Origin of the sequence: Dyella sp. (assembly GCF_035277725.1) — a bacterium.
Taxonomy (GTDB): domain Bacteria; phylum Pseudomonadota; class Gammaproteobacteria; order Xanthomonadales; family Rhodanobacteraceae; genus Dyella_B.
The window spans coordinates 1-26,510 of the sequence record NZ_DATEJY010000065.1; the positions used below are offsets into that span (position 1 = coordinate 1).

A 26,510-nucleotide genomic window follows, 5' to 3' on the forward strand; every position below is an offset into this window, starting at 1 on the left:
ATTGCATCCCGGCCTACGAGGGGCCCGCACCGGCAGCACTTGAGCCGCGCGCCGCATGCCGCGAAAGTAGCGGCCATGAACATCGAACTCCGCCACCTGCGTTACTTCGTCGCCGTCGCCGACACGCTGCATTTCGGCAAGGCAGCCGAACGGCTGGGCATGTCGCAACCGCCGCTCAGCCAGCAGATTCGCCAGCTTGAAGACGCCGTCGGCGCCCGGCTGCTGACGCGCACCAACCGGCGCGTGGCGCTCACCGAACCGGGACGCGTGTTGCTGCAGGAAGCGCGCGAGATCCTGGCGCGCACCGATCGCGCCGTGGATCTGGTGCAGCGTGCGCAACGGGGTGAGCTAGGCGAACTGCGGATCGGCTTTACGCGCACGACGCCGCTTTCACAGGACATTCCCGGCGCCATCTTTGCGTTCCGCCAACGCTTCCCCGCCGTGCATCTGCAGTTGGAAGAAATGAACTCGCTGCAGCAGATCGATGCGTTGCTTGAACGACGCCTGCAAGTAGGCATTCTGCGTCCGGGTACGCTGCCAGAATCGCTGCTTTCCAAGCGGCTGTTCCGCGATCCCCTGGTGGCGGTATTGCGTTCGGATCATCCCGTGCTGAAACGCGTGGGCGCGCGCGGCAAGCTGTCGGTGAAAGCCTTGGCGGAAGAGCCGTTCGTGGTATTCGCACGCAATGCGGGCGCGGGCGTGCATGAACATGTCATGGCCTTGTGCCGTGGCGCAGGCTTTGCGCCACGCATTTCGCAAGAAGCACGCGAGGCATCCACCATCATCGGCTTGGTGGCCGCGGGTTTTGGCGTGGCCATTTTGCCGCAGTCGTGCGATCACATTCACGTGGAGGGTGTCAGCTACGTGCCGTTGGCGGAAACAAACGCCATGTCGGAAATCCACGTGGTATATCGCGAAGACGAACGCTCGCCATTGGTGCCACGCTTTGTGCAATTGCTGACGGCGGCGAAGGGCTAACGTAACCCACCGCCGTCATTCCCGCGAAAGCGGGAATCCATTTTGCCTTTCGCATCAGATGGCGGCTTGCTGATGCTGGGATTGTCATCCCAGCCTACGCGTCTACGGCATGGCGCCCTTGCTCATCGGCGTAGGCGGTGTAACGAGTTGTGGCAAAGGCGGCAGGCGATACAGCCGCAACGCGATCAGCAAACCGATCAACACCAGCGCGCCGACAAACAACGCGACGCCTAGCCAATGATCCGCGGCGTAGAACAAACCACCGCTCCACCCCGCCACGCTGGAGCCCATGTAATAGCTGAAAAGATACATCGACGACGCCTGTGCCTTCGCCGCACCACCACGCCGACCGACCCAGCTGCTGACAATGGAATGTCCGCCAAAGAAACCGAAGGTGATCGCCGTGATGCCAAGCATGATCAGCCACAGCGACGCGGTCATCGTGCATGCCACACCCAGCAGCATCAGCGCGAACGCTGTCCACAGCACTTTGCGCCGGCCCAGCTTGCCCGCCAGGTGCCCCATCCAGGCCGAGCTGAAGGTACCGACCAGATAAATACCGAAGATCAAGCCGACCACTGTCTGGCTCAAGTTGAACGGTGGTGCCATCAAGCGATAACCCAGATAGTTGTAGACCGTGACGAAGGCACCAAGCAGCAGAAAGCCTTCCAGGAACAACCATGGCAAACCCGGATCGCGAAAGATGCCGGCAAAGCGTGCAAACAACGCACGCCACTGCAAGGCTTGCGGACGGAAGTGGCGCGACGGCGGCAAGGCTTTCCAGAACACCAGGCCGGAGGTCAACCCAATCACGCCTACCACGCCAACACCGACGCGCCAACCGGCCACATCGGCCACGACGCCTGCAATCAAACGTCCGCTCATCCCGCCGATCGCGCTGCCGCTGATGTATAAGCCCATGCCGAGGCCGATCGATTCGGCGTGCATTTCTTCGGTGAGATAGGTCATCGCCACCGCCGGCAAACCGCTGAGCGTGATGCCGAGCAATGTCCGCAACGTAAGCAGCGCGTACCAGTTCGGCATCAAGGCGGTGAGCAGCACCAGCACGGCGGATGACAGCAGCGACGCTACCATCACCGACTTGCGCCCCAACGCATCGGAAATGCCGCCCGCGAACAGCATGGCAAAGGCCAGCACGCCTGTCGTCAACGACAGCGACAAGGCGCTGGTGGCTGCACTGATGCCGTAGTGCTGGCTGAATTGCGGCATGAGCGGTTGCACGCAATAAAGCAGGCCGAAGGTGGCCAGGCCCGCGGCGAATAGCGCGAGATTGGTGCGCCTGAAGGCTGGAGTGCCGCGGTGGATGAGGCTGTCGGTGGCGTGCATAGCGGCGCTTGGGCTCCCTCATCGTCATTCCGGCGAAAGCCGGAATCCAGTGCGAATACATCGTGCGAAGCACACAAAACCTTTATGTCGAGCGCTTCGTACGAAATGTTTGGACTGGATTCCGGCTTTCGCCGGAATGACGAGCGAAGTGTGTTGGGCGTTTTGAGGTAAGCCAAGCATAGATTTCCACGCATGGAAGGTCGATAACACCCCACGTCCGGCTCGATAGCCGGCACGTATCAATCCGCCAGCATTGCCGTCGACAACGCCTCACGCACGATGCCGAGCACTTGCGCAGGCGCTTCCAGATTGGCGTGATGCCCTGCCCCATGCACCACATACATGCGCGCCTGCGGCAAGCCTTGCAGCAATTCCTTCGCCAGTTGATGCACTTCGATCTGGTCTTCGCTGCCGACGATCAGCACGGTCGGTATGTCGATCTCGTGCAGGCGTTCGAGTGCGCTGGGCGCGGGTGTGCGTTGATCCTGCGCCGCGCGTGTCCAGTAGCTCATTTCACGCTTGAATAATGCCGTGGTCATTGCCTCGGTGTGCCGGCGGGCGGACGGGTCCACTTCGTTGACGGCACGGCGCGGACCATCGGTGAAGGCACGCAGCGAGCTGTCGATCAGGCCGTTGACGTCGAAGGTGCCAAGCGCCTGCAGAAAAGCGCGTGCTGCCGGCGTGCTGTCGGCGAAGCGACCCCAATAACCTGCTCCGACGAAGACCAGCGAGCTGACGCGTTGTGGATGGGCCAGTGCGAAATCCAGCGCCGTGGCAGCGCCACCGGAGCACGCGAGCAAGGCAGTGCGCTGCACGCCGCATGCATCGAGCACAGCGGCCAGATCGTCGTGATGCGCGTAGCTGCCGGGCTCGATGCTGGAGCGGCCAAAGCCGCGCGCGTCGTAACGCAGTACGCGATGCGTGGCGGCCAGTGCGGCGAATTCGTGATCCCATTGCCGGCGATCGACCAGGAAGCCGTGCAGCATGGTGACGGTGTCACCTTCGCCGGCTTGTTCGGCGTAAAGGTGGGCGTGGGGAACGTCGATGGTGTGGCTGGTGATGTTGGTCATGGCTTTTTTATCCTGCCGAGTAATCACTCCCTCGTCCGGGCCTCAAAAGTAACTTGGTTCCGTCACCCCAGCGAAAGCTGGTGTCCAGTGACTTTGCTTCGACATCAAGGCACTGGATTGACCAGCTTCGCTGTTGTGAAGCGCCTCAGCTTCCGCTGGAATGACGGCACAGGCGAGGCCCGAGAGGAGATAACTGAAGATCAACTCGCCTTGATCTCCCGCGCTTCCAGCTTCGGCACGAACACCGGTTGCGCATACCCCGCGGGCTTGTCGCCCACCGCCACACCGCCATGAATTCGCGTCTGCTGGATATCGGCAAACATGTAATACGGGAACGGTTTTTCCGGCGCGCTTACCGCATCGAGACGCGCGCGCAATTCCGTCGGCAACTGGAAGGAAAGCGCAGACAGATTCGCATCGAGCTGTTCCATTTTGGTGGCACCGATAATCACCGAAGCAATGCCCGGCTGCGTGGCCACCCAGTTCAAGGCGACGGCCGCCATGCTTTGGCCGGCTTCCTTCGCCACCTGTTCCAGCTCCGCAACGATTTTCCAGTTGCGTTCGGTAAAACGCTCAAATCCGGGCGCGCTGCTGACTTTTGCCAGCCGTCCATCGCCTTCGCCGCCTTGCTGGCTCGGCTTGTATTTGCCCGACAGCATGCCCATTGCCATCGGGCTCCACGCGGTAATGCCCATGCCAAGGTTTTGTCCCAGCGGTACGTACTCGTGCTCGATATGACGCTCGGCCAGGGAGTATTCGAGCTGCATGTTGACCAGCGGCGTCAGTGCATGCAGTTCGGCAAACGTCTGCGCGCGGGCGGCATACCAGGCTGGGATATCGGAAAGCCCGGCGTAGCGGATCTTGCCTGCACGCACCAGGTCGTCCAGCGTGCGCACCACTTCTTCGGCCGGCGTGATGCGATCCCAGGTGTGCAGCAGGTACAGGTCGATGTAGTCAGTGCGCAGGCGGCGCAGCGAACTTTCCACCGCGCGCATGATGTTCTTGCGGCCGTTGCCGCCGGCATTCGGGTTGCCGGGCTGCGCGTTGTAGGTGAACTTGGTGGCGAGCACCACGCGATCGCGCGTGCCGCTTTCCTCGATGAACTTGCCCAGCATGCTTTCGCTGGTGCCTTCGGTGTACAGGTCGGCGGTGTCGATGAAATTGCCGCCGGCGTCCAGGTAACGGTCGAACATGGCGCGGGCGGTGTGCTCGGCGGTGCCCCAGCCCCAATCATCGCCGAAGGTCATGGCACCAAGGGCTAGGCGGCTGACGCGCAGGCCGGAACGTCCAAGCGTGAAATAGTGATCGAGCGACATGGCGAAACTCCCGTGGTTGACGGAGCGCAGTGTGCGCTGCGCGATCCTGATGAAAAACCACGGCCGGCTTGATGCATTATTTAGCCAAACTAACAAATGGAGCTAAGCCATGCGTGACCACTACGCCCTGCGCGCGTTCCGCGCCGTCGCCGAATGCGGCAGCTTCACCCGCGCGGCGGCGGCGCTGGACGTGACGCCTTCGGCCCTGAGCCAGACTGTGCAGCAACTCGAGCATCAGCTCGGCACGCGACTGCTTCAGCGCACCACGCGACGCGTGGGGCTTACGGAAGCCGGTCAGGAAATGCTTCAACGCATTGGGCCCGCACTCAACGAACTGGACTTGACGTTGGATGCCATCCGCCAACACGGCGACCGCCCGCGCGGCACCATCCGCCTGACCGTCGCGGGCGTGGTATCGCGCGCTGTCATCGAGCCCATCCTCGGCGAATTCATGGCGCGCTGGCCGGATGTGCAGTTGGATATCCGCGTGGAAGACGGCCTTACGGATCTGGTGGCCGAAGGCCTGGATGCAGGCATTCGCCTCGGCGAAAGCCTTCAGCGCGACATGGTGGCAGTGCCCATTGGCGGAGCCATGCGCGCGGTGGTGGCGGGATCACCGGATTACTTCAAGCGCTACGGTTACCCGAAGGAACCGAAGGATCTGCAGAAACACAACTGCATCAAGCATCGCCTTCCCAGCAGCGGAGCGATTTATCGCTGGGAATTCGCGCATCGCAGCGGTGCGCAGAAGGGTCGCTGGTTCGAAATCGCCGTCGACGGGAGCCTCACCGTCAACGATGTTCCGTTGTCGCTGCGCGCGGCCGTTGATGGCATCGGCCTGGTTTACCTGCTGGAAATATCCACGCGCGCCGCCCTTGCCGATGGACGGCTGGAAAGCGTGCTCGAGCCGTGGTTGCCGCCGTTCGACGGCATGTATCTGTATTACCCGAGCCGCTTCCAGGTTCCCCCGAAGCTGCGCGTGTTCATCGACTTCATTCGCGAATGGGGCACGCGCGAATTGAACACGTCGCAGCCACGTACTCAGCGATAACGCCAATAGCCGCCGACCCACACGTGCCCCGCGCCCCAGTAACCGGGCACCCATACCCGCGCCGGACGTGGCGCCACCACGATGCAGCCGGTTTGCACCATGACACCACCGAACACGGCCAGCGCGATCAACAGCTTGGGAAGGTAACGACGCATGATGTTCTCCCGATGGAGTGTTGGAAACTCATGGCGGGAAACGCGGGGGAAAAAGCTGGCGATGACGCCGGTTAGCTGAACTGATGCCGATGGTTAAGGCGTAACTTTTTGCAGGAGCGTCGCTGGAAAGCTTGCTTTCCCCGCGGCGCGGCACGTCAGGGGGTTAGGCTGGGATGGAATCCCAGCATCGGAATCCCGCCAGAGCGCTGGGATTTCATCCCAGCCTACGCGTAACCCAAGTTACGTCGCCAAATCGGAAAAGCTGCGCACTCTTTCGCACCCCAGCTGTCACGCGATGAGCTATAACCGCCGGTGATGACAGGCGGGGGAATCATGCCGTTGCGCAGTCTTGCATGGAGGTTGGCCCTCTGGGTGCTGGCCGGTGCGACGCTCGTGTTCGTGGCGAGCGGCTATGCGCTGTTCCGCATGGTGGGGCATCCGTTGCTGGAGCAGGCGCAGCGGGAAGCCGGTGCCCTGGCGAGCCAGGGCAGCAGCCTTGTCCAGGAGCGCCTGGACGACATCACCAACACCAGCCGCGTGCTCGCCTCGGTGATCGGCCCACGCCCCTTGGATGCGGCGCCGCTGATCCACGATGCTCTGGCAGGCAACGCGGATATTGCCAGCCTGGCGGCCGCGTTCGTGCCCGCGAGCACGGCGGCACAAGAGGCCGGGCAATCACCCTTTGTGAGCCGGCAGAGCGATGGCACGCTTGCGCAACGCGATCTTTTCAAAGACCCGCAGCCTTACTGGACCGCCGCATGGTTCCAGCAAGGTGTGGCTTGTACCCAAGGATGCTGGCATCCGGTGTTCTGGTCGCAATCGCGGCATCGGCTGCTGGTGAGTTACTCGGCACCCATGCTGGTCGACGGCAAGATTATCGGCGTGATCAATGCGGATATCACGCTGGACTGGCTGCAAGGCGTGCTGTCGTCGATGCATCTGCCGGTAGGCACACATGCCTTCGTGATCGACCAGCAAGGCAGCTATCTGGCGAATGATGCGATCGACCAGGTCGGCCACAAGGCGGACGCTGCTTTGCTCAATCAGCTGAGCGCGCCAGCGAGCGAACATCGCCTGACGCTGCAAGGTGAACGTACGTGGATTTATGACCAGCCGATCCAAGGCACCCATTGGAAACTCGTCGTAGCCGTGCCCGAAGCGCTTATCTATGCGCAGGTGCGCCATGCGTTCATGTCGGTGCTGGTGCTTGGTGCGCTGACGTTATTGCTGCTGGGCTTGATCGTGATGATCACCATCCGCCGCACGCTCATGCCGCTGGGTGTGCTTGCCGAGCGTGCGGAACTGGTCGCTCGCGGCGCACTGGATTTTGCGCTGCCGCGCATACGCCATTGCGATGAAATCGGCCGGCTTACGCACGCCTTCGACAGGATGCGGCTTGAACTGGCCACGCATCTGGAGGAACTGACGCGCGTTGCACAGGAACAGGCCCGGCTCGCCAGCGAACTGGACATTGCACAGCAGATCCAGACAGCGTTATTGCCCGGCCCGCATTATCTGGATGCGCGTTGCCACAACTTCGAATTGTTTGCCGTGCTGAAACCAGCGCGCACGGTCGGTGGCGATCTGTACAGCTATTTCATGCTGCCCAATCAGCGCTTCTGCTTCATGGTGGGCGACGTCGCCGACAAAGGCATTCCCGCCGCGCTATTCATGGCGCGCACGATTACGCTCGCCAAGGCGATGGCATCGCGCGCGCAGTCGCCGCAACAGCTGTTGCAGCTCATCAACGAAGAGCTGTGCCGCAACAATGAGAGCTGCATGTTCGTCACCTTGCTGTGCGGCTTCCTGGATGTGGCAACGGGACAGATGACGCTTGCCAGCGCTGGACACGATCCACCCGCATTGTGGGGCAATCATGCGCCGCGCTGGCTGCCGGTGGTCTCGGGCCCTGCCCTGGGCCTGGATGAGGATGCCTCGTTTCCGGCCATGCGCATGCGCCTGAAACCGGGCGATACCCTGTTGGCATATACCGATGGCGTCACGGAAGCCGCCAACAAGGCGATGGAGCAATACGGCGGCGATCGGCTGCTGGCCAGGTTGGGACAGTTCCACGATGCAGGCGATGAGACCGGCCACGGCGACCCGGCCAAATTCCTGGTTGAGGATGTCGAGGCGTTCTCAACCGGCCACGGTCAGAGCGATGATATCGCCTTGCTTGCCTTGCGCTGGAATCACGCCGGACTGGACAAGGGGACACCGATGCTCGATCTGGTCTTTCCTGCTTCGTTGGAAAAGGTGTTCGAAACGCTCGACTTGTGCGAAGAGACTTTGCGCGAAGCCGGCCTGCGCAGCGATGTGCGTGCCGACGTGCGCCTGGTGCTGGAAGAGCTGATGGTGAACATGGTTCATCACGGCCACCGCACCGCGGGCGAAGGCATGATCGGCTTGCGCATGACGGTGGTGAAGGAAGCGGTGCTGGCGGAACTGAACCACAACGGCGCACCATTCGATCCGCTGCAATTGGAATCGCCCACACTCACCGGTGATCTCGCCGACCGCGACGACGACGGCGGCCTGGGCATTCATCTCGTGCGGGCGATGTCCAGCGAACTGAACTACACGCACGACGAAGACGGCAATCATCTGCAATTGCGTTTTGCCCATCCCACGGAGCACGGCCATGGCACTTAATCTACGCATCGATCCGCTCGGCCCTGAGCGGTCCACGCTTTATCTGGAAGGCCGCCTGGATGCCATGAGCTTCGGCGATTTCGACAAGGAGGCCGACAAGGTGTTGGAGCAAATGGCCGACGGCAGCACCCTGGTGCTCGATCTATCCGCACTTGATTACATCAGCAGCGCGGGCTTGCGCAGCATCGCCAAGGCCAGGAAAACCATGCGTGCACGTGATGGCCATACCTTGCTGGTGAATCCGCAGGTGCAGGTGCGCAAGGTGTTCGACATCGTCAAGGCAGTGCCGGTGAAAGAGATCTTCGAGAACGTGCGCGAGCTGGATGATTATCTGGATCGGATTCAGCGCAGGGTGTTGGATGGCGGGGATGAGGTGGAGTAGCCAGTGTGTGGCGCACGGCAAACACTACACCGTCATTCCGGCGAAGGCCGGAATGATGAGTTGAGGCGCGTAGGCTGGGATGAAATCCCAGCTTGCTTTCGCTTCCGGATGCTGGGATTTCATCCCAGCCTACGCGTTCCGGGCTCCAAATTACGCATTCTCTACGCCAACCGGCGCAACGTTTACTCGCTTTCTATGCCGCCTTTGCCACCATGCACGCCACGCCAATGTCCAGCAGGCTTGCAGCCGGAGGCCGCCACGCGAGGTAGCGGGCAGCAGCCTTCCGATGATCCGGCTCCGGCTGCAAACCTGCTGGACATCCGTGTTTTTAGGCGTCGGCAAGGCGCGTCACGGCCATGCGATAGCGCGCGGCGATGCGCGCTTCATCGCGATGCTCAGCATCGCGCACCGCCCACTTGCCACCCGCCATCACGTGACGCACCGGCGAGACATTGCCGGCGAACAGGAAACTATCCATCACCGAACGGCTATCGCGTGCGGCCAGCAAAGGCGATTCCTGATCCAGCACGATGAAATCCGCGCGCTGGCCTGCAACGATGGCGCCGATCGGCATATCCGCCGCCTGCGCACCACCTTTGAGCGCAGTTCTCCATAGCGTTTCACCCACGCTGTCGCCGGCATGGCGTGCCGCCACATTGCGATGGCGCGTGCTCAGGCGCTGGCCGTATTCGAGCCAGCGCAATTCCTCGACCGGCGATATGGAGATATGTGAATCCGAACCGACGCCAAGCACACCACCCGCCTCAAGATAACGTGCCAATGGAAACAGGCCGTCGCCCAGATTGGCCTCGGTCGTGGGACACAGGCCAGCAACGGCGCCGCTGCGCGCGAGCTGGGTGGTTTCTTTCTCGGTGAGATGGGTGGCATGCACCAGGCACCAGCGCTGATCCACCGATGCGTGATCGAGCAACCATTCCACCGGACGTGCACCGCGCGTGGCAAGACAGTCCTGCACTTCGCCGATCTGTTCAGCGATATGGATATGGATGGGTCCGTTTTTCAACGCATCGTGTTCGATCACGCCACGCCATGCCTGCTCCGGAATGGCGCGCAGCGAATGCAAGGCGACACCCACGCGCACATCATGACTTTCATGCTTGCGCAGATTGCCGAGCAGTTGCAGATAGCTCTCCACACTGTTGCCGAAACGACGCTGGCGTGGCGACAGCGCGCGGCCGTCGAAACCACCGCTCATGTAGAGCACGGGCAGCAGTGTGAGCGCGATCCCGGCTTCGCGCGCCGCCTCGATCAGGGCCAGCGACATCGCTTCCGGCTGTGCGTAGGGTTGTCCGTCGGGCTGGTGATGCAGGTAGTGGAATTCGCAGACCTGGGTATAGCCGGCCTTGAGCATTTCCACGTAAAGCTGCGCGGCAATCGCCTGCAAGGTATCGGGGTCGATGCGCTCGGCGAAGCCATACATGGTTTCGCGCCAGGTCCAGAAGGAATCGTCGCCGGGGCCGCGGCGTTCAGCCAGGCCGGCCATGGCGCGCTGGAAGGCATGCGAGTGCAAATTAGGCATGCCGGGCAGTACCCAACCATCGAGATACTCGGGTGATGCGCCGGTGGAGGCAACAATGCGCCCGGTACTGTCCACCCCGAAGGCGGTATCGGTTCGCCACTGGGTGTCGTGCCACAGGTGATGGGCTTCAAACTGGTAGACCGCGGGCGTATCGCTCATGAACAATCTCCGTATAGCCAGCCAAGTGTAACCGGCCATTCCGGCAATACTCGCATTCGCTTCACCTTCCCTAAGAAAGGATGAAAGCCATGGCTAAGAAAAATGAAAATGCGCCTATTCTCACCCTGCGCCAGGCCGTGCCAGGCGATGTACCGGCGCTGGTCGATCTCACCGCCCGCGTCTATACGCGCGAATGGGGCCACTCGGCGGAAATGCTGCGCTCCCAGCAGACACATTTTCCCGAAGGCCAGTTCGTGGTGGAGTACGAAAGCAACGTCGTCGGTTACTGCGGCACATTTCGCCTTGATGAGTCATTGGCACTGAAACCGCATACCTGGATGCAAATCACCGGCGGCGGCATGGCCTCGCGCCATAACCCGGACGGTAATTGGCTGTATGGCATGGAAGTGGTGGTGCATCCGGATTACCGCGGCATGCGCATCGGGCAACGCCTGTATCAGGCGCGCAAACGGCTATGCATGGATCTGAAACTGCGCGGCATCACTTTTGGCGGACGCATTCCGGGACTGGCGCGCAACATCCAGCGCTATGGCACGCCGGAGGCATATCTCCAAGCGGTGGTGGAGGGACGCCGCCGCGATCCGACGCTGAGTTTTCAGCTGGCCAATGATTTCGAGATCATCGGACTGTTGCGCGGTTACGTGCCTTCTGACCACGAATCGCTGGGTTACGCTGCACACTTGGTATGGCGCAACCCTGCCCTGCTCGATCAGCCCGACATACCCGCAGTGCCATCGCCGCGGCATCTGCCCGACGCGGTACGCGTGGCGACCGTGCAATATCTGCAACGGCGCATCAAGTCGTTCGAGGAATTCGCCACGCAAGTTGAATACTTCACCGATATCGCCGCGGATTACAGCGCGGATTTTGTGACGTTCCCGGAATTGATCACGCTGCAGTTGCTGTCGATCGAAAACGAAGAACTCTCGCCGGTGGAAACCATTCGCAAACTTAGCCATTACACGCCACAGGTGAAGGAGCTCTTCAGCCGTTTGGCGGTGCGTTACAACATCAACATCGTGGGTGGTTCGCATCCGACCGAACAGCCGAACGGCGATATCCACAACGTGTGCTACGTGTGCCTGCGCGACGGTTCGGTGCACGAGCGGGAGAAACTGCATCCCACGCCAAGCGAACGCAACGTATGGAATATTTCCGGCGGCGACAGCGCCGCGACGATTCCCACCGACTGCGGACCGATCGGCGTGATGATCTGCTACGACTCGGAATTCCCCGAAGTTGCGCGACACCTGGTGGACCAGGGCGCGCTGATGCTGTTCGTGCCGTTCTGTACCGACGTGCGCGAGGGCTACCTGCGCGTGCGTTATTGCGCGCAGGCGCGGGCGATCGAAAACCAGTGTTATGTGATTCTCTCGGGCAATGTCGGCAACCTGCCTGGGGTGAGCAATTTCGACATTCAATACGGACAGAGTTGCATTCTTACGCCCAGCGATTTTGTGTTTGCGCGTGACGGGGTGGCGGCGGATTCCACGCCGAATATCGAAACAGTGTTGTTCGCCGATCTGCGATTGGAGAGCCTGGCGCGGGCGCGCAATGCAGGCACGGTGCAGAACTTGAAAGATCGGCGGTATGACCTGTATGAGACGCGATGGTTGCGGCAGTCGCGATGATGCCCCGTAGGTTGGGGTGCGAACCCCAACATCACACAGCGCGGAGATGGCGATGTTGGGGTTTGCACTCCAACCTACGGGGAAACGGCGCGCGTCTGTCATAATCGGCCGATGTCAGGATCATCCCACCAAGCCTCCAATCCGCGGCTGCGCGCCGTGCTCGGTCACGAATTCTTCGCGCCCTACCAATGGAAACGCCGCATGGCGCTATGGAGCGGCGCCATCCTGGTTGCGCTTGCGTCCATTCTGTTCGCCAAGGCCAGCGACTGGGCGTACCGGCTGTTCGAGCAATTGCTGACGCACGGCGTCTGGATACCCTTGATTCTCACGCCGCTGATGTTCGGCCTGCTGTGCTGGGTTACCGAAGGGCGGCTGCGGGCGGCGCGCGGCAGCGGTATTCCGCAAGTGATTGCGACGATCCACGTGGACGAGGTTGGTTTCCGCGCAAAGATGCTGGCCTTGCCGATCGCGGTCAGCAAGATGGTGCTGACCTTGCTCGGCCTGGCCGTGGGTGCGTCCATCGGCCGTGAGGGGCCGACCGTGCACGTGGGTGCAGGATTGATGCACTGGCTGGGCCGGCGCTTTGGCTTCAACGATCCGACGGCGCTATCGCGCTTCATCCTTGCCGGCGGCGCCGCCGGTATCGCCGCGGCATTCAACACGCCACTGGCCGGCGTGGTATTCGCCATTGAGGAATTGGCCGGCACCTTCGAGCACCGCTTCAGCGGTTTGCTGCTGACCGCCGTATTCGTGGGCGGCGTGGTGTCATTGGGCATCCTTGGCAATTACGCCTACTTCGGCACGGTGCAGGCCAGCTTGCCGCTGGGGCATGCGTGGCTGGCGGTGCTTGAGTGCGGCATCGTGGGCGGCCTGGCGGGCGGCGTGTTTGCGCGATTGATTCTGCTGGGCCGACGCGGGCCGCTGGCAGTCATCGGCAAATTGCGCGAGCGCAATCCCGTGCTGTTTGCCGTCGGCTGCGGCCTCGCCTTGGCGGTGATCGGCGTGCTGTCGCACAGCACCGTGTATGGCACTGGCTATGCGCAGGCGCGCGCCTTTGTGCAGGGTGGCACTGACACGCCCGGCGAAGGCTTTGGCGTACTCAAGCTGCTGGCCAACGTGGTGTCGTATTGGGCGGGCATTCCGGGCGGCATCTTCTCGCCGGCGCTGGCGGTGGGCGCGGGGCTCGGTCACAACATCGCCTACTTCCTGCCGCACGCGCCGGAGGCCGCAGTGGTGTTGCTGGGCATGAGCGCTTACCTCGCGGGCGTCACTGGCGCACCGCTGACCTCGGCAGTGATCGCGATGGAACTCACCAACAACCAGGACATGGTGATTCCGATCATGGCAGTCTGCCTGCTGGCACGCGCTGCGTCTTCCATTTTTTCGCCCACGCCGGTCTACCGCGATTTCGCCGAGCGCATGATCCGGGATTTCGAGCAGCAGCAGGCGGAAAAGCAACTTGCTCCAACACCAGCCGAAGACATTGGCGCTACCAGCGCATACGGTGAGCCTACGGTGCGCGCGGAAACCGAAACGGAAGAATCCGACCGATGAACTGGGATCTGCTACTGACGCATGCCTCGCTGGCGACGTTCGTTGGCGAAGCCACTTACGGATTGCTGAGCGATGCCGCCGTGGCATGCCAGGATGGGCAGATCGTGTGGATCGGGCCAATGCGCGATCTGCCCGCCGCATCGGCAGCGACGGCGCGTGAGGTGCATGATGTCGGCGGCGCATTGGTCACGCCGGGATTGATCGACTGCCACACGCACCTGGTGTTCGGCGGCGACCGCGCGCAGGAATTCGATCTGCGCCTCAACGGCGCCACTTACGAAGAGATTGCACGCAGCGGTGGCGGCATCGTCTCCTCCGTGCGCGCTACGCGCAACGCCAGCGAAGACGAGCTGCTTGCGCAATCACTGTCGCGCGCACGCAGCTTGCTGGCCGATGGCGTCACCACGCTGGAAATCAAATCCGGCTATGGCCTGGAGCTGGATGCCGAGCGCCGCATGTTGCGCGTGGCGCGCCGTATCGGCGAGGAGCTTGGCATCCACGTGCAGACCAGCTTCCTCGGCTTGCACGCGCTGCCGCCCGAATACAAGGATCGACGCGACGAATACGTCGACCTGGTGTGCGATGACATGCTGCCGGCGCTGGCCAACGAAGGCCTGGTGGATGCGGTGGATGCGTTCTGCGAAGGCATCGGCTTCACGCGCGCCGAAACGCAACGCATGTTCGAGCATGCACGGCAGCTTGGCTTGCGCGTGAAGCTGCATGCGGAGCAGTTATCCGATCTGGATGGTGCTGCCTTGGTAGCCGAATTCGGCGGCTTGTCGGCCGATCATCTCGAATACCTCAGCGATGCAGGCATTCAAGCGATGGCGCGCGCGGGCAGCGTGGCCGTGCTGCTGCCGGGTGCGTTCTATGCGTTGCGCGAAACCAAGCTGCCGCCCGTCGCAAGCCTGCGCTCGCATGGCGTCCCCATCGCCATCGCCACCGACTGCAACCCCGGCACCTCTCCCCTGCTCTCGCTGCGCCTTGCGGCGAACATGGCCTGTACGTTGTTCCGCTTGACGCCGGAGGAAGCCCTGCGCGGTATCACGGTCAACGCAGCGCGTGCGCTGGGGTTGCATGATCGCGGCATGTTGGCGGTCGGCAAGCGTGCCGATCTGGTGGTGTGGAATGCGACGCAGCCGGCGGAGCTTTGCTATTGGATTGGCGGCAGGCTGGTGCGGCAGGTTTGGATCGGGGGCGTTGCAGCACCCTTCTAGGGAGATTTTGTTCGCAACACAAATGGGCTGCCGAGCTGCGCACTGACCCATGCGGCTAAGCCTAGTCGTAATGAAACCTGCATTGCGAAATCTGGATAACGGTGATGCTTTCCCGAGTATCTTTGCCTGGCGGCCTTGGCATGTCGAACAGGCGATAGACCAGGCGATGTTCTTGATCGATCCTGCGTGACCACCAGCCTTTGTAGCTGCCTTTGAGTGGTTCGGGCTTGCCGAGGCCCGTCCAGGGTTCACGCCGGATAATTTCGATCAAGCGAGTGATGACGTCGACCTTTTTCGGGTCGTTGCTCTGCCAATACAGGTAATCCTCCCAGGCATGGCCACTCCACCAAAGGTCGTCCCTGTCCCTGTGCACTGCCATTTACGATTTATCCCCTGGAACGGCGCGGCTTGGCTGCGGCCTTGGTCGGCCCTTTTCGAGTTTTCGAAACCCGGCTGGCCGGCTTGGTCCTGATCACACCCGAATCGTAAATGGGGGCCTGAGGTTCCAGAATTCGCGCCCCTTGGGGGAGCACCCTGTCTGCTTCATCCATCGCCGCATGCAGGCGTTCTGCATTCGCTCTTGAGCCGAACAGGTACAGCGTTTCTTGCAACGCGTTGTAGTCGCTCAAGGACATCACTACTGCGTCCTCAGCGTCACGGCGCTTGATGAGCGCGATGGTGTGATCCGATGCCACGGTATCCAACACCGCTTTGAGATTACCCCGGGCGTCACTGAAATTGATGGTTCGCACGGGATTCACTCCAACTTGTACAAATTTAGGTACAAGTTTAGAACCACCCGGCTAGGTGATCAACTACGCGGATCAGGAGTCCGCACCCTGATGCCGGGCCTTCCCTCACTGAGCTACTCGGAAAACGGATTCAGCAACGGCACTCGCGTTTTCGCAAAATCAACGACGCTTCGGGTCACTACCGTCAAGTCATGCACCAGCGCTGTGGCCGCAATAAGCTTGTCCAACTCATGCTCGGGATGCGGTACACGAAGCCTTCCCCAGACTTGGCTGACATCGGCATCTATCGGTTCCCGCTATCATTGTTAGCACTCATAACCAGCCATAAAAAAACCCCCGATCAACGGGGGTTTTCCACATCAGCGAGCTAACTAACGCTCAGGCCGATTTTTTCTTCGGAGCGGCAGCAGCCTTCTTCACCGCGGCAGGCTTGGTCACCGCCGCACCGGCGCCAGCTACTGCCGGCTTCACGGAGTGCGCGCGGGTGTTGCCATAGCTGCTGCGGTAGGTCTTGCCGCGGCGGGTTTTGCGATCGCCCTTACCCATAGGAAACTCCTTGAATCGTAATGTGTTGATGGCTGGTCATCGTAGCAGCGGCGAGCCAAAGCGCAAGCAGCCTCGGACTACGGCTAATGATGATGCGAGTGGTGCTGCGGCTGGGCATTGCAGCCCGGGCTGCCGTCCGGGCAATCGCCCGGATCGATCTGTACGGTGGCATGGCGGATGCCGAAGCGCTCCAGCAAGATGCGATTGACCGCAGCCAGTACACGCGCGCCGGCATCGCGATCATGCAGTTCCAGATGCAACGTCGCCATGCGCGAACCGGAAGCGAGCTGCCATACGTGCAGATGATGCACGTCGCGGATGGATGCATCGGCACCGCGCAGCGCGGTTTCCACGTCGTGCGGGTCCATGCCTTCGGGCACGCCTTCCAACAGGATGTGCGTAGAACGCCGCAGCAACTGCCACGCGCTGTTCAAGATCAACAATGAGACCAGGATCGATAGCGCGGGATCCGCCCAGTTCCAGCCCAGCCAGCGCACCGCCAAGGCAGCCAGCACGGCACCGACCGAACCGAGCAGATCGCCCAGCACGTGCAAGCTGGCTGCGCCGATGTTGACGTCGTCGTGCGCGTGGTCATGCAGGCTGCGCAGCACGATCAGGTTTACCAGGAGACCAACGATCGCGACACCCAGCATGACGCCGGAAAGAATATGCACCGGCTTGAAGAAGCGCTCGATGGCTTCGTAGGCAATCAGCCCCACCAGCACGAACTGCGTCAGCGCATTGACGAAACCTGCCAGCACTTCCATGCGGCCATAACCATATGTACGCCGGGCATCGGCCGGGCGCCGCGCCATGCGTGCCGCAAACAAAGCAAGCATCAAGGCGGCCGAATCCACCAGCATGTGGCCGGCATCGGCGAGCAAGGCGAGCGATCCGGACCACCAGCCGCCCAACGCTTCGGCGAGCATCATGCCCGCGGTGAGTACAAAGGCGAACAGCAATTTGCGCTCGCGCCCGGCTACATCTGCGGCGTGCGCGTGGTGGTGATCATCATGGTCATGACGATCGTGAGTGTGGCTGTGCGCGTGATTCATGCCGTCATGCTAGAAAGCGGTGCGGCCGTTACACAATCACCGCGCCGGAATCGACTCAACCGTGCGCGCATTGCGCCCCATGCACGTGGCCATGAACGCGGTCGAAGCGAAGATTGAAGAAATGCGCGCAAGCGACCAGCAAGCCACCGCACGTCACCAGCACGCTATGCACGGCGATCGAATAGCTTTCCGCGAAGGTGACGCCAACCACCAGCAGCGCGAGCCCCGGCAACGCCAAGCGCAACGGCAGCGGACGATGATGGCGGCGATAGCCATTCACCAGGGCCACCAGCGCCAGTGCGCTGGCAAACAGTACAAAGCCGCGCTCGAAAGCGTGATCGGCGAGAAAGCTCAAGCCGAGCAGCGGCAGTATGGCTAAGACGAAAGGCAACGCGGCGCAATGGATGGCGCACAGAAACGACGCGGTGGCACCCACGCGATCGAGCAGGGCCCACCAGCGGTTTTTCTGTTGCGTTGGCGTGGGATCCATGGGACGACACCATGCGGCATGTCCGGCGGGGCACCGGAACTTTTGTTACGTTATAACATCCCTGGGCTATCCGCAAGGGACACCGGAGCTGTACATGGCCTGGAGGCTCAGGACTTGCGGCACTGCTTGCACACGCCATGCACTTCCAGCGTCTGCGCCTGGGGACGAAAACCGAACGCCTTGGCCTGCGCCTCGATCAACTCCGCCACGCGCTCATCGCACACTTCCTGCGCGCTGGAGCAGACGTCGCAGATCAAGAATGGCACCTGGTGTGCTTCGGCCGGGTGATGGCAGGAGACGAACGCATTGATCGATTCCAGCTTGTGGATGAAGCCGTTCTCAAGCAGGAAATCCAGTGCGCGATAAACGGTGGGCGGCGCCGCGTTGCCATGACGTTCACGCAGTTGATCGAGCAAGTCATACGCCTTCACCGGCTTGCCGGCCGCCGCGATCAGCTCCAGCACTTCCTTGCGCAGCGGCGTCAGGCGCAGGCCGCGCGCCTCGCTGGCATGCTCCACCGCCGCCACGAAATCCGCTGGACCTTCGTGATGGTGATGGATGTGATCTTTGCTGGACGTGCCGTTGCTCAATGGAATTCACCTCGGGGCGATCATACACCGCAGCTTAAGGCAACACTGACCAAGTATCGCCGTCGTCACCAGCCCTGTCTGTTCGCAGGGCACAGGGCCGTCGGCGAAGGCAGACTGGTTGTCTGTCGAGCTGGCGGACCTGCGGCATGCGGACAGACAGGGCTGGCCCAACAGGTGAAATTTAAAGTGATGGGTGATGTCTGGAAGGCCCGCAGGGTGCGCCGCGCGGCTTGGCAAGACGGCCAGTCTTCCCGGCGCCACGCGACACACCCTGCGGGCCTTCCAGACATCATAACGACGGCGATACTTGATCAGTGTTGCCTTAACGAGGCAACGGCGGGGGCTTGGCCGATCTGGGGGCGAGCAGCACGACAATCCAGCCGATCGGCCCGAGCACGAGCGCCCAGATCACACCGCTCAGCAGCTTGCCGCGCCACCAGCCGAGCAAGGCGCCGACGGCGACGAAGACAAGGTTCCACCAGAACAACGCGGCCCACGGGATCATCGTCATCAAGTTGATGAAGATGTGGATGAAGGCACCAGGGGCGTCCATGTCGACGCCCTGGGTGGCTTTGGCGAGTAGTTCTTCCATCGATGATGCGCTCAGGACCGTTCGTAAGTCGGGCGGAGCGAATGCGAACCCCGACATGGCATGTCCACGGATGGCGATGTTGGGGTTCGCATGCGCTCACCCCAACCTACAGTTAGGACTGGGCGAGCGCCACTGCGTCGTCGATCCGCTTGAGCGCCACGTCACGCCCCGCAAGATAGATGGTGTGATCGATCGACGGCGAGACCTGCGTACCCGTCATCGCGACGCGCAGCGGCTGGGCGATCTTGCCCATGCCCAGTTCCAGCTTGGCGGCAATTTGCTCGATCACCTGATGAATCGGCTCAGGCTTCCATTCGCAATGGACGAGCAGTTCGCGCGCAGCCTGCAACACCTGCACGACGCTGTCGTTCTTCAAATGCTTGGCGACCGCCTTGTCGTCCCACTCGGTGATCGGGCCGTACCAGATCTTCGCGCGCTCGGCCATGTCCTTGAAGGTCTGCACGCGATCGCGCAAGGCAACGATCACATCGGCCGGTGCGGGGCCTTTGCTGGTGTCGATGCCGGCACGCTCCAGATGCCATTCGAATTCCGACACCAGCGTCTGCGGATCATCCGTCTTCAGGTAATGCTGGTTTAGCCATAGCAGTTTTTCAGTATCGAAACGCGATGCGGCCTTGTTGACGTCAGCGACGTCGAACAGCCTGATCATTTCCTCGCGCGAGAAGATTTCCTGATCGCCGTGCGACCAACCGAGGCGAACCAGATAGTTGAGAATCGCGTGCGGCAGGAAGCCGTTTTCGCGGTATTCCATCACGCTGACCGAATTGGTGCGCTTGGAAAGCTTCTTGCCTTCCTTGTCCAGAATCATCGGCAGATGCGCGAACTCCGGCACCTTCGCGCCGAGCGCGTGATAGATGTTGATCTGGCGCGGGGTGTTGTTGACGTGGTCGTCGCCGCGGATCACCTCGGTGATGCCCATGTCGATATCGTCAACCACCACGGCAAAGTTGTAGGTAGGCCAGCCGTCGGAACGGAAGATCACCAGATCGTCCAGCTCGGTGTTGGACCATTCCACCCTGCCCTTCACCTTGTCCTCCCACACCACCGATCCTTCCAGCGGGTTCTTGAAGCGGATCACGCGGCTCGGATCGTCGCGATAGGGCTCGTTGCGGTCGCGGTAGTAGCCGTTGTAGCGCGGCTTCTCGCCACGCGCCATGGCGGCTTCGCGCATCGCTTCGATTTCTTCCTTGGTTTCGTAGGCGTAATAAGCCTTGCCGGCTGCCACCAGTTCGAGCGCCACCTGCTTGTAGCGCTCCAGGCGGTGCGTCTGGAAGATCGGCGCCTGGTCTGCGCTCAGATCCAGCCATTGCATGGCGTCGAGAATGGCCTGCACGGCCGCGTCCGTGGAGCGTTCGCGATCGGTATCCTCGATGCGCAGCAGGAATTCCCCGCCGCGACGGCGCGCTTCCAGCCAGCAATACAGCGCGGTGCGCGCTCCGCCGATATGCAGGAAGCCGGTGGGACTGGGGGCGAAGCGGGTGCGGACGGTCATTTTTTTGGAGATGCAGCGGATGGAACCGGAAATTTTAGCCGATCGCGATGCTTTACTCCCCTTCCTTCCGAGCCCGTAAGCGCCGAATCTCGGGTCATCCGTTTGCTTCATGCCCGTCGCTCCGGCGGAGGCCGGAGCCCAGCGTCTTTCGGCATTAACGTCGCTGGGCCCCGGCCTTCGCCGGGGCGACGGGCGTGGGGTGGCTCTGCTTACTTCACATGCACCGTAACCACCTTCGACACCACCGGCGGATCGAACGGAATGTGGTTGGCATCGCCAAGATCCAATTGCAGCGTGTGCGTGCCGGGCGGCAGCGTCAGTGTGGTTTCGGTCTGGCCTCCGCCGAAGTGCAGGTGCTGCTTGTCGTTCGGAATGGGCTGGCCGGCCGGCGGCAGTTCCTTCACATCCACCAGCAAGTGATGATGGCCGGTTTTGTCGCGGGCGACACCGGCAGGCGCCACGCCCATGCCCTTGAGTCCGAAGCGCACGGTGAACGTTTGCGGCACGGTGGCGCCATCCTGCGGCGAAATGATGTAGACCTCGGCGCCAGCCGGGGCTTTGGTGACAGGCAAAGCAGGAGCATCGGCAGCAAGGGCAGCACCGGCCACGGCGGTTAATGCGACAGCGAGCAGCAGACGTTTCATGTAGAACCTCCTATCCAGATATCCGTTCACGCAATCTAGCCGAGTTAAGGCCACCAGCACACGGTTTTCCTCATTCCGTCATACCCGTAACCGCCCTGTCACGTGAGCGCCATCCGTAAGAAATGACACAGGCGGATGCTATCGCCGTACAAGACGAGGATGCGCCATGCGTATCGGCATCATCAGCGAGACGTATCCGCCGGAGATCAACGGTGTCGCACTCACCGTGCATAGTCTGGCGACCGGTCTGGCCGCAAAGGGCCACGAGATCGATCTCATCCGTCCCCGTCAAACCGCCAGCCATACCGACGAACCGGGCATCCATGCGCTGGAAACGCGCGGCGCGGCGCTGCCCCGCTATCCGGGTTTGCGCTTCGGGTTGCCTGCCTATCGCACACTCCGCCAGCGCTGGACGCAACGCCGCCCCGATGCCATCTATGTCGCCACCGAAGGTCCGCTTGGCCGTTCTGCGGTAAAGACGGCAGTGCGCTTGGGTATTCCGGTCGCTACCGGTTTTCATACGCGCTTCGATGCCTACGCCAATCACTACGGCGTAGGTTTTCTGACGCCGGTGGTGCACCGCTACCTGCGTCGCTTTCACCAGCGCGCCAACGTCACGCTGGTGCCTACCGATGCGCTCGCGGCTGAACTCACGGCGATGGGCGTTGATCACGCGCGCCTGTTGCGGCGCGCGGTGGACACCAAGCTGTTCCATCCCTCCAAGCGCGATAACGCCTTGCGCGAAAGTTGGGGCGTGGATACGGATACGCCGGTTGTGCTGTATGTCGGCCGCATTGCGCCGGAAAAGAATCTCGACCTGGCGGTGGAAACATTCCGCGCGATGCAGCGCGTGGCGCCGAACGCGCGCTACGTATGGGTGGGCGATGGTCCGGCGCGCGCGGCGCTGCAGGCGGCGCATCCGGATTTCATCTTCGCCGGCATGAAGCGCGACGAAGCCTTGGCCGCGCATTACGCCAGTGCGGATCTGTTTCCGTTTCCGAGCCTCAGCGAAACCTTCGGCAATGTGATTCTGGAAGCGCTCGCCGCCGGTTTGCCGGTTGTCGCCTATGCCGAAGGCGCCGCACGCGAGCATCTGTTCGACGGCATCAATGGTTTCCGCATCGCTTCCGGTGACGCGGCTGCTTTTACGAAAGCTGCCGTGATGCTGGCTGGTGACGTAAACCTGATCCGCCATATGGGCCGCGCTGCGGTGGAGAGCGTGGAACGGCTCTCACCGGACGCGGTGATCCGCGAATTCGAAACCCTGCTGCGCGAACTGGTCGAGGAGAACATGCATGACCACCATGTCACCATCGCACCTGCCTGAGCCCGTCGCGCTGCCGCGGCATGCCTTCGACCGGCGCATGTGCATTGCCGCCAATCGCTGGGGAACGCGGCATACCGTCGGTTTGTTTTTCGGCATCATCAGCCGTCTCGGCGATGGTGTGTTCTGGTACTCGCTGATGGCAGCGCTGGCGCTGATCGACGGCTTGCGCGGCCTGGAAGCTGCCGCGCACATGGCGGCCACCGGCTTGGTGGCGTTGGGCTTGTATCGCGTACTGAAGCGCTGGACACGCCGCCCGCGTCCATTCCGCACTTGTCCCGGCGTGATCGCGCACGTGCCGCCGCTGGACGAATTCAGTTTCCCCTCTGGCCACACGCTGCAAGCAGTGGGTTTCACCATCGTGGCGCTGGCGTGGTATCCGCTGCTCGCACCGTTGTTGCTCACGTTCACGGCACTGGTCGCGGCATCGCGCGTGATTCTTGGCTTGCATTATCCAAGCGACGTGCTCGCCGCGATTTTCGTTGGCAGCGGTCTCGGCGCGCTGTCGCTGTGGCTGGTGCACAGCGCACCGCATCTGTTCGCCTGATCAATGTCTGCGCTGATCAATTGATCATCACGCTGTACTCACAACCTTTGCGCTCAACGACATAGCGCATCTATCCACAGGCTCTACCGGATACTTTCCACAACCGCTGTGGAAAAGTACGCGCACTTGCTGCGCAAAATTTCATCAGCGTGTGCCAAGTGCTTGATGGGAAAGATGCGTGCGCGGGTTGTCCACAGGCTTTTCAAGAAGGCGTCCACATTTGTTGTGGAAAAGTGCAACGCGCATTGCATGCACTTCGTAGGCTGGGATGAAATCCCAGCATGCTCGTAGATGGTGATGCTGGGTTGTCATCCCGGCCTACAAACGACAACGCCGCCCGAAGGCGGCGTTGCTCCATACACCATGCCACACACGTCAAGCCGCGCGCGGCACCTTGCGCAGGATGTTCAACACATCGGCCAGCTTGTCGCGCATTTGGCGGCGGTCGACAATCATGTCGATTGCACCGTGTTCCAGCAAAAATTCCGAACGCTGGAAACCTTCCGGCAAGGTCTCGCGCACGGTTTGCTCGATCACGCGCGGACCCGCAAAGCCGATCAGGGCTTTAGGCTCACCCACGTTGATGTCACCCAACATGCCAAGGCTGGCTGACACGCCACCAGTGGTCGGATGCGTCAACACACTGATGTACGGCACGCCAGCTTCGCGCAAACGCGCCAACGCGGCGGAGGTCTTGGCCATCTGCATTAGCGAGAACAGTGCCTCCTGCATGCGCGCACCGCCGGTGGCAGAGAAGCACACCAGCGCACTGCGTTCGCTTAAGGCACGCTCGGCGGCGCGCGTGAACTTCTCGCCCACCACGGAGCCCATCGAGCCGCCCATGTAGGAGAACTCGAAGGCCACCGCCATCATCGGATGCTCTTTGAGCTTGCCGCTCATCGCGATCAGCGCATCTTTCTCGCCGGTGGATTTCTGCGCGGCGACGATGCGGTCGCGGTACTTCTTGGAATCGCGGAACTTCAGCGGATCGTTGGGCTCCATGCTGGCCCAGAGTTCCTGCGCACTGCCTTCGTCAAGGAACGACAGCAGGCGTTCGCGTGCGCCGATCGCATGATGGTGGCCGCACTTGGGGCACACCATGAGATTGCGTTCCAGCTCCGGTTTGTACAGCACGGCGCCGCAGCCACCGCACTTCTCCCACACACCTTCGGGTACCTTGCCCTTGCCCTTGCCGGCGGCGGCGCCTTGCGTCCGCACGCGGGGTGTCATGATTTTTTGCAGCCAATTCATGGATTCCGCCTCAATCACCTAAAACTTCAAGCAGCATCCAATGCCGCGCGGATCGGGCGAAGGAAATCATCGATCGTTGCGGTGATCTCCGACGCCGTCTTCGCACCATCCAGGCGCTCCACCAATGCACTGCCGATCACGACGGCATCGGCGAACTCGCTGATGGCTTTTGCGCTCTGCGCATCCTTCACGCCGAACCCAACAGCGACCGGCGCTTTGGCACGTCGGCGGATATCTGCCACGCGTGCGGCGATGTCCTGCGTACTCAAGCGTCCCGCCCCCGTGATGCCGGCGAACGATACATAGTACAGGAAACCGTCGGCGGCCTCGCACAATTGCGCCATACGCTCGGGTGCGGTCGTAGGTGCGGCGAGCAGAATCTGCTTGAGTCCGGCGTTGCGCAACGGCGCCAGCACTGCGGCTTCTTCCAATGGGCAATCCACCAGCAACACGCCATCGACGCCCGCCTTGACGGCTTCGTCCGCGAAGCGCTGAAAGCCGCGGATTTCGACCGGATTGAGATAGCCCATCAGCACGATCGGCGTGTCCTGGTCGCGCTCGCGAAACGTCGTCACCCACGTGAGCACATCGGCCAGGCCCACGCCCTTGGCGATGGCGCGTTCGCTGGCGTGCTGGATTACCGGGCCATCGGCCATCGGATCGGAAAACGGTACGCCAAGCTCGATCACGTCGGCACCGGCATCGACCAGCGCGTGCATCAAGGCCACGGTGTGCTCCGGCGCGGGATCGCCGGCAGTGACGAACGGAATCAGTCCGGTGCGGCCGGCAGCTTTCAGTGCGGCGAAGCGTTGATCGATGCGGCTCATACCTGCACTCCTTCGCGTGCGGCAATCGTATGCACGTCTTTATCGCCTCGTCCGGAAAGGTTGCACAGCACGATGCCGTCCTTCGGCAACTCGCGTGCCAGCTTCAGGGCTTGCGCCACGGCGTGGCTGGATTCCAGTGCGGCAAGAATGCCTTCGGTGCGCGCCAGCAAGTGGAAAGCCTCCAGGGCTTCGTCGTCGGTTACGCCAACGTAGTCGGCGCGGCCACTGTCCTTGAGGAATGCATGCTCTGGACCCACGCCCGGGTAATCGAGCCCGGCCGAGACGGAATGCGTTTCGGTGATCTGGCCGTTGTCGTCGCACAGCACGTAAGTGCGATTACCGTGCAGCACACCGGGGCGTCCCGCCGCAAGTGACGCAGCATGATGTCCGGTAGCAATGCCCTCGCCTGCTGCTTCGGCGCCGACCATGCGCACACCGCTGTCGTTGAGGAACGCATGGAACAAACCGATCGCATTCGAACCGCCGCCCACGCATGCAGTAAGCACGTCCGGCAAACGGCCGTATTGCTCCAGCACCTGTGCGCGCGCTTCGCGCCCGACGATGGCGTTGAAATCGCGCACCATCATCGGATACGGATGCGGACCGGCCACGGTGCCAATGATGTAGAACGTATCGGCGACGTTGGTGACCCAGTCGCGCATCGCTTCGTTCAACGCATCTTTAAGCGTTTTCGATCCCGACGTGACCGGCACCACCTCGGCGCCGAGCAACTTCATGCGGTAAACGTTGATCTTCTGCCGCTCGATATCGACGGCGCCCATGTACACCACGCACTTGAGGCCGAAGCGTGCCGCGACCGTCGCAGTGGCCACACCGTGTTGGCCGGCGCCGGTTTCGGCGATCACGCGCGGCTTGCCCATGCGCTTGGCGACCAGGGCCTGGCCGATGGTGTTGTTGATCTTGTGCGCGCCGGTGTGGTTCAGGTCTTCGCGCTTGAGCAGGATGCGCGCGCCGCCGACGTGCTTGGACAGACGTTCGGCATGGTAGATCGGGCTGGGACGGCCGACGTAGTAGGTAAGGTCGCGATCCAGTTCGGCCAGGAACTCGGGGTCCTCGCGCAGTCGCAGGTAGGCCTCTGTGAGCTCGGCCAGCGGCGCCATCAGGGTCTCGGCCACGTATTGCCCGCCGAAATCGCCGAAGCGCCCGTGGGGATCGGGCCATTGGTGGAAATCCTGGATCATTGGTCAGAAATCCTATGGGAGACGGAGGCGCCGGATGGACGCCTTGGGGTAAGAAAAATAGCGCGATTGTGGTGTGCGAAAAAGCGATATGATCGCCGCCACCT

At 61.9% G+C, this 26,510-nt stretch carries 26 protein-coding genes; 9 read left to right on the forward strand and 17 right to left on the reverse strand.

Features of this window, described 5'->3' with window-relative positions; genetic code table 11:
• The first annotated feature begins 75 nt into the window (after positions 1-75).
• On the forward strand, positions 76-978 hold the full coding sequence (locus VJR68_RS05975; RefSeq protein WP_324146706.1) for a LysR family transcriptional regulator: 903 nt from the start codon (positions 76-78) through the stop codon (positions 976-978).
• A 102-nt stretch (positions 979-1,080) separates the two neighbouring features.
• On the opposite strand, the gene VJR68_RS05980 is transcribed toward VJR68_RS05975, so the two are convergent.
• The 3 genes from VJR68_RS05980 to VJR68_RS05990 form a co-directional block, all read right to left on the reverse strand.
• Positions 1,081-2,325, reverse strand: a complete 1,245-nt coding sequence (locus VJR68_RS05980) for an MFS transporter (RefSeq protein ID WP_324146707.1) — start codon at positions 2,323-2,325, stop codon at positions 1,081-1,083.
• 239 nt (positions 2,326-2,564) lie between these two features.
• The gene (locus VJR68_RS05985) at positions 2,565-3,395 is read right to left on the reverse strand and encodes an alpha/beta hydrolase (RefSeq protein WP_324146709.1); all 831 of its coding nucleotides are present in this window, start codon (positions 3,393-3,395) and stop codon (positions 2,565-2,567) included.
• Between the two features lie 200 nt (positions 3,396-3,595).
• Entirely contained in the window at positions 3,596-4,711 is a 1,116-nt protein-coding gene (locus tag VJR68_RS05990) for an aldo/keto reductase (protein WP_324146711.1), read from the reverse strand.
• 109 nt (positions 4,712-4,820) lie between these two features.
• Between VJR68_RS05990 and VJR68_RS05995 the strand changes: the two genes are divergently transcribed.
• Positions 4,821-5,762: a LysR family transcriptional regulator gene (locus VJR68_RS05995; protein ID WP_324146712.1), complete on the forward strand. Its 942-nt coding sequence runs from the start codon at positions 4,821-4,823 to the stop codon at positions 5,760-5,762.
• On the opposite strand, the gene VJR68_RS06000 is transcribed toward VJR68_RS05995, so the two are convergent.
• A complete protein-coding gene (locus tag VJR68_RS06000; RefSeq protein WP_324146713.1) occupies positions 5,753-5,917 on the reverse strand; it encodes a hypothetical protein in 165 nt (54 codons plus the stop codon). The genes VJR68_RS05995 and VJR68_RS06000 overlap by 10 nt on opposite strands.
• A 333-nt stretch (positions 5,918-6,250) precedes the next feature.
• Here VJR68_RS06000 and VJR68_RS06005 point away from each other — a divergent pair, with 333 nt between their 5' ends.
• On the forward strand, positions 6,251-8,569 hold the full coding sequence (locus VJR68_RS06005) for a SpoIIE family protein phosphatase (RefSeq protein WP_324146716.1): 2,319 nt from the start codon (positions 6,251-6,253) through the stop codon (positions 8,567-8,569).
• A complete protein-coding gene (locus tag VJR68_RS06010; protein ID WP_324146718.1) occupies positions 8,559-8,951 on the forward strand; it encodes an STAS domain-containing protein in 393 nt (130 codons plus the stop codon). Before VJR68_RS06005 ends, VJR68_RS06010 begins: the two co-directional genes overlap by 11 nt.
• A gap of 328 nt (positions 8,952-9,279) precedes the next feature.
• Here the strand turns inward: VJR68_RS06010 and VJR68_RS06015 are convergent, their stop codons facing one another.
• A complete protein-coding gene (locus tag VJR68_RS06015) occupies positions 9,280-10,650 on the reverse strand; it encodes a formimidoylglutamate deiminase (RefSeq protein WP_324146720.1) in 1,371 nt (456 codons plus the stop codon).
• Between the two features lie 89 nt (positions 10,651-10,739).
• On the opposite strand from VJR68_RS06015, the gene VJR68_RS06020 reads away from it, so the two are divergent.
• From VJR68_RS06020 to hutI, 3 genes are all read left to right on the forward strand, one after another.
• The gene (locus VJR68_RS06020; protein ID WP_324146722.1) at positions 10,740-12,302 is read left to right on the forward strand and encodes a GNAT family N-acetyltransferase; all 1,563 of its coding nucleotides are present in this window, start codon (positions 10,740-10,742) and stop codon (positions 12,300-12,302) included.
• 111 nt (positions 12,303-12,413) lie between these two features.
• A complete protein-coding gene (locus tag VJR68_RS06025) occupies positions 12,414-13,856 on the forward strand; it encodes a chloride channel protein (protein ID WP_414647743.1) in 1,443 nt (480 codons plus the stop codon).
• Positions 13,853-15,073, forward strand: coding sequence for an imidazolonepropionase (gene hutI, locus VJR68_RS06030; RefSeq protein ID WP_324146724.1), 1,221 nt, complete (start codon positions 13,853-13,855; stop codon positions 15,071-15,073). Before VJR68_RS06025 ends, hutI begins: the two co-directional genes overlap by 4 nt.
• 61 nt (positions 15,074-15,134) lie before the next feature.
• Here the strand turns inward: hutI and VJR68_RS06035 are convergent, their stop codons facing one another.
• The 9 genes from VJR68_RS06035 to VJR68_RS06075 all read right to left on the reverse strand — a co-directional run bounded on the left by VJR68_RS06035 (position 15,135) and on the right by VJR68_RS06075 (position 21,255).
• A complete protein-coding gene (locus VJR68_RS06035; RefSeq protein WP_324146726.1) occupies positions 15,135-15,452 on the reverse strand; it encodes a Txe/YoeB family addiction module toxin in 318 nt (105 codons plus the stop codon).
• 7 nt (positions 15,453-15,459) lie between these two features.
• On the reverse strand, positions 15,460-15,825 hold the full coding sequence (locus VJR68_RS06040; RefSeq protein WP_324146728.1) for a type II toxin-antitoxin system prevent-host-death family antitoxin: 366 nt from the start codon (positions 15,823-15,825) through the stop codon (positions 15,460-15,462).
• A 378-nt stretch (positions 15,826-16,203) separates the two neighbouring features.
• Positions 16,204-16,371: a 30S ribosomal protein THX gene (locus VJR68_RS06045; RefSeq protein WP_324146730.1), complete on the reverse strand. Its 168-nt coding sequence runs from the start codon at positions 16,369-16,371 to the stop codon at positions 16,204-16,206.
• Positions 16,372-16,454: 83 nt separating this feature from the next.
• Positions 16,455-17,426 carry a cation diffusion facilitator family transporter gene (locus VJR68_RS06050; RefSeq protein WP_324146732.1) on the reverse strand — a complete coding sequence of 324 codons (972 nt, stop codon included), beginning with the start codon at positions 17,424-17,426 and terminating at the stop codon, positions 16,455-16,457.
• Positions 17,427-17,481: 55 nt separating this feature from the next.
• Positions 17,482-17,916, reverse strand: a complete 435-nt coding sequence (locus VJR68_RS06055; RefSeq protein WP_324146733.1) for a MerC domain-containing protein — start codon at positions 17,914-17,916, stop codon at positions 17,482-17,484.
• Positions 17,917-18,023: 107 nt separating this feature from the next.
• Entirely contained in the window at positions 18,024-18,506 is a 483-nt protein-coding gene (locus tag VJR68_RS06060; RefSeq protein ID WP_324146735.1) for a transcriptional repressor, read from the reverse strand.
• Between the two features lie 322 nt (positions 18,507-18,828).
• Positions 18,829-19,098 carry a hypothetical protein gene (locus VJR68_RS06065; RefSeq protein ID WP_324146737.1) on the reverse strand — a complete coding sequence of 90 codons (270 nt, stop codon included), beginning with the start codon at positions 19,096-19,098 and terminating at the stop codon, positions 18,829-18,831.
• Between the two features lie 112 nt (positions 19,099-19,210).
• Positions 19,211-20,611 carry a glutamate--tRNA ligase gene (gltX, locus tag VJR68_RS06070; protein ID WP_324146739.1) on the reverse strand — a complete coding sequence of 467 codons (1,401 nt, stop codon included), beginning with the start codon at positions 20,609-20,611 and terminating at the stop codon, positions 19,211-19,213.
• A gap of 209 nt (positions 20,612-20,820) precedes the next feature.
• Entirely contained in the window at positions 20,821-21,255 is a 435-nt protein-coding gene (locus tag VJR68_RS06075; RefSeq protein ID WP_324146741.1) for a DUF4399 domain-containing protein, read from the reverse strand.
• A 166-nt stretch (positions 21,256-21,421) separates the two neighbouring features.
• Here VJR68_RS06075 and VJR68_RS06080 point away from each other — a divergent pair, with 166 nt between their 5' ends.
• Both VJR68_RS06080 and VJR68_RS06085 read left to right on the forward strand, forming a co-directional pair.
• A complete protein-coding gene (locus VJR68_RS06080) occupies positions 21,422-22,582 on the forward strand; it encodes a glycosyltransferase family 1 protein (RefSeq protein WP_324146743.1) in 1,161 nt (386 codons plus the stop codon).
• A complete protein-coding gene (locus tag VJR68_RS06085) occupies positions 22,551-23,126 on the forward strand; it encodes a phosphatase PAP2 family protein (RefSeq protein WP_324146745.1) in 576 nt (191 codons plus the stop codon). The genes VJR68_RS06080 and VJR68_RS06085 overlap by 32 nt, the downstream gene beginning before the upstream one ends.
• 375 nt (positions 23,127-23,501) lie before the next feature.
• Here VJR68_RS06085 and accD read toward each other — a convergent pair whose 3' ends face one another.
• The 3 genes from accD to trpB are packed head-to-tail and all read right to left on the reverse strand — an operon-like array spanning position 23,502 to position 26,406.
• Positions 23,502-24,377 (reverse strand): acetyl-CoA carboxylase, carboxyltransferase subunit beta, encoded by an 876-nt coding sequence (gene accD / locus VJR68_RS06090; protein ID WP_324146747.1) that lies wholly within the window; start codon positions 24,375-24,377, stop codon positions 23,502-23,504.
• A 26-nt stretch (positions 24,378-24,403) separates the two neighbouring features.
• Positions 24,404-25,204: a tryptophan synthase subunit alpha gene (gene trpA, locus VJR68_RS06095; RefSeq protein WP_324146749.1), complete on the reverse strand. Its 801-nt coding sequence runs from the start codon at positions 25,202-25,204 to the stop codon at positions 24,404-24,406.
• Positions 25,201-26,406: a tryptophan synthase subunit beta gene (trpB, locus tag VJR68_RS06100; RefSeq protein ID WP_324146751.1), complete on the reverse strand. Its 1,206-nt coding sequence runs from the start codon at positions 26,404-26,406 to the stop codon at positions 25,201-25,203. Before trpB ends, trpA begins: the two co-directional genes overlap by 4 nt.
• Between the last annotated feature and the right edge of the window lie 104 nt (positions 26,407-26,510).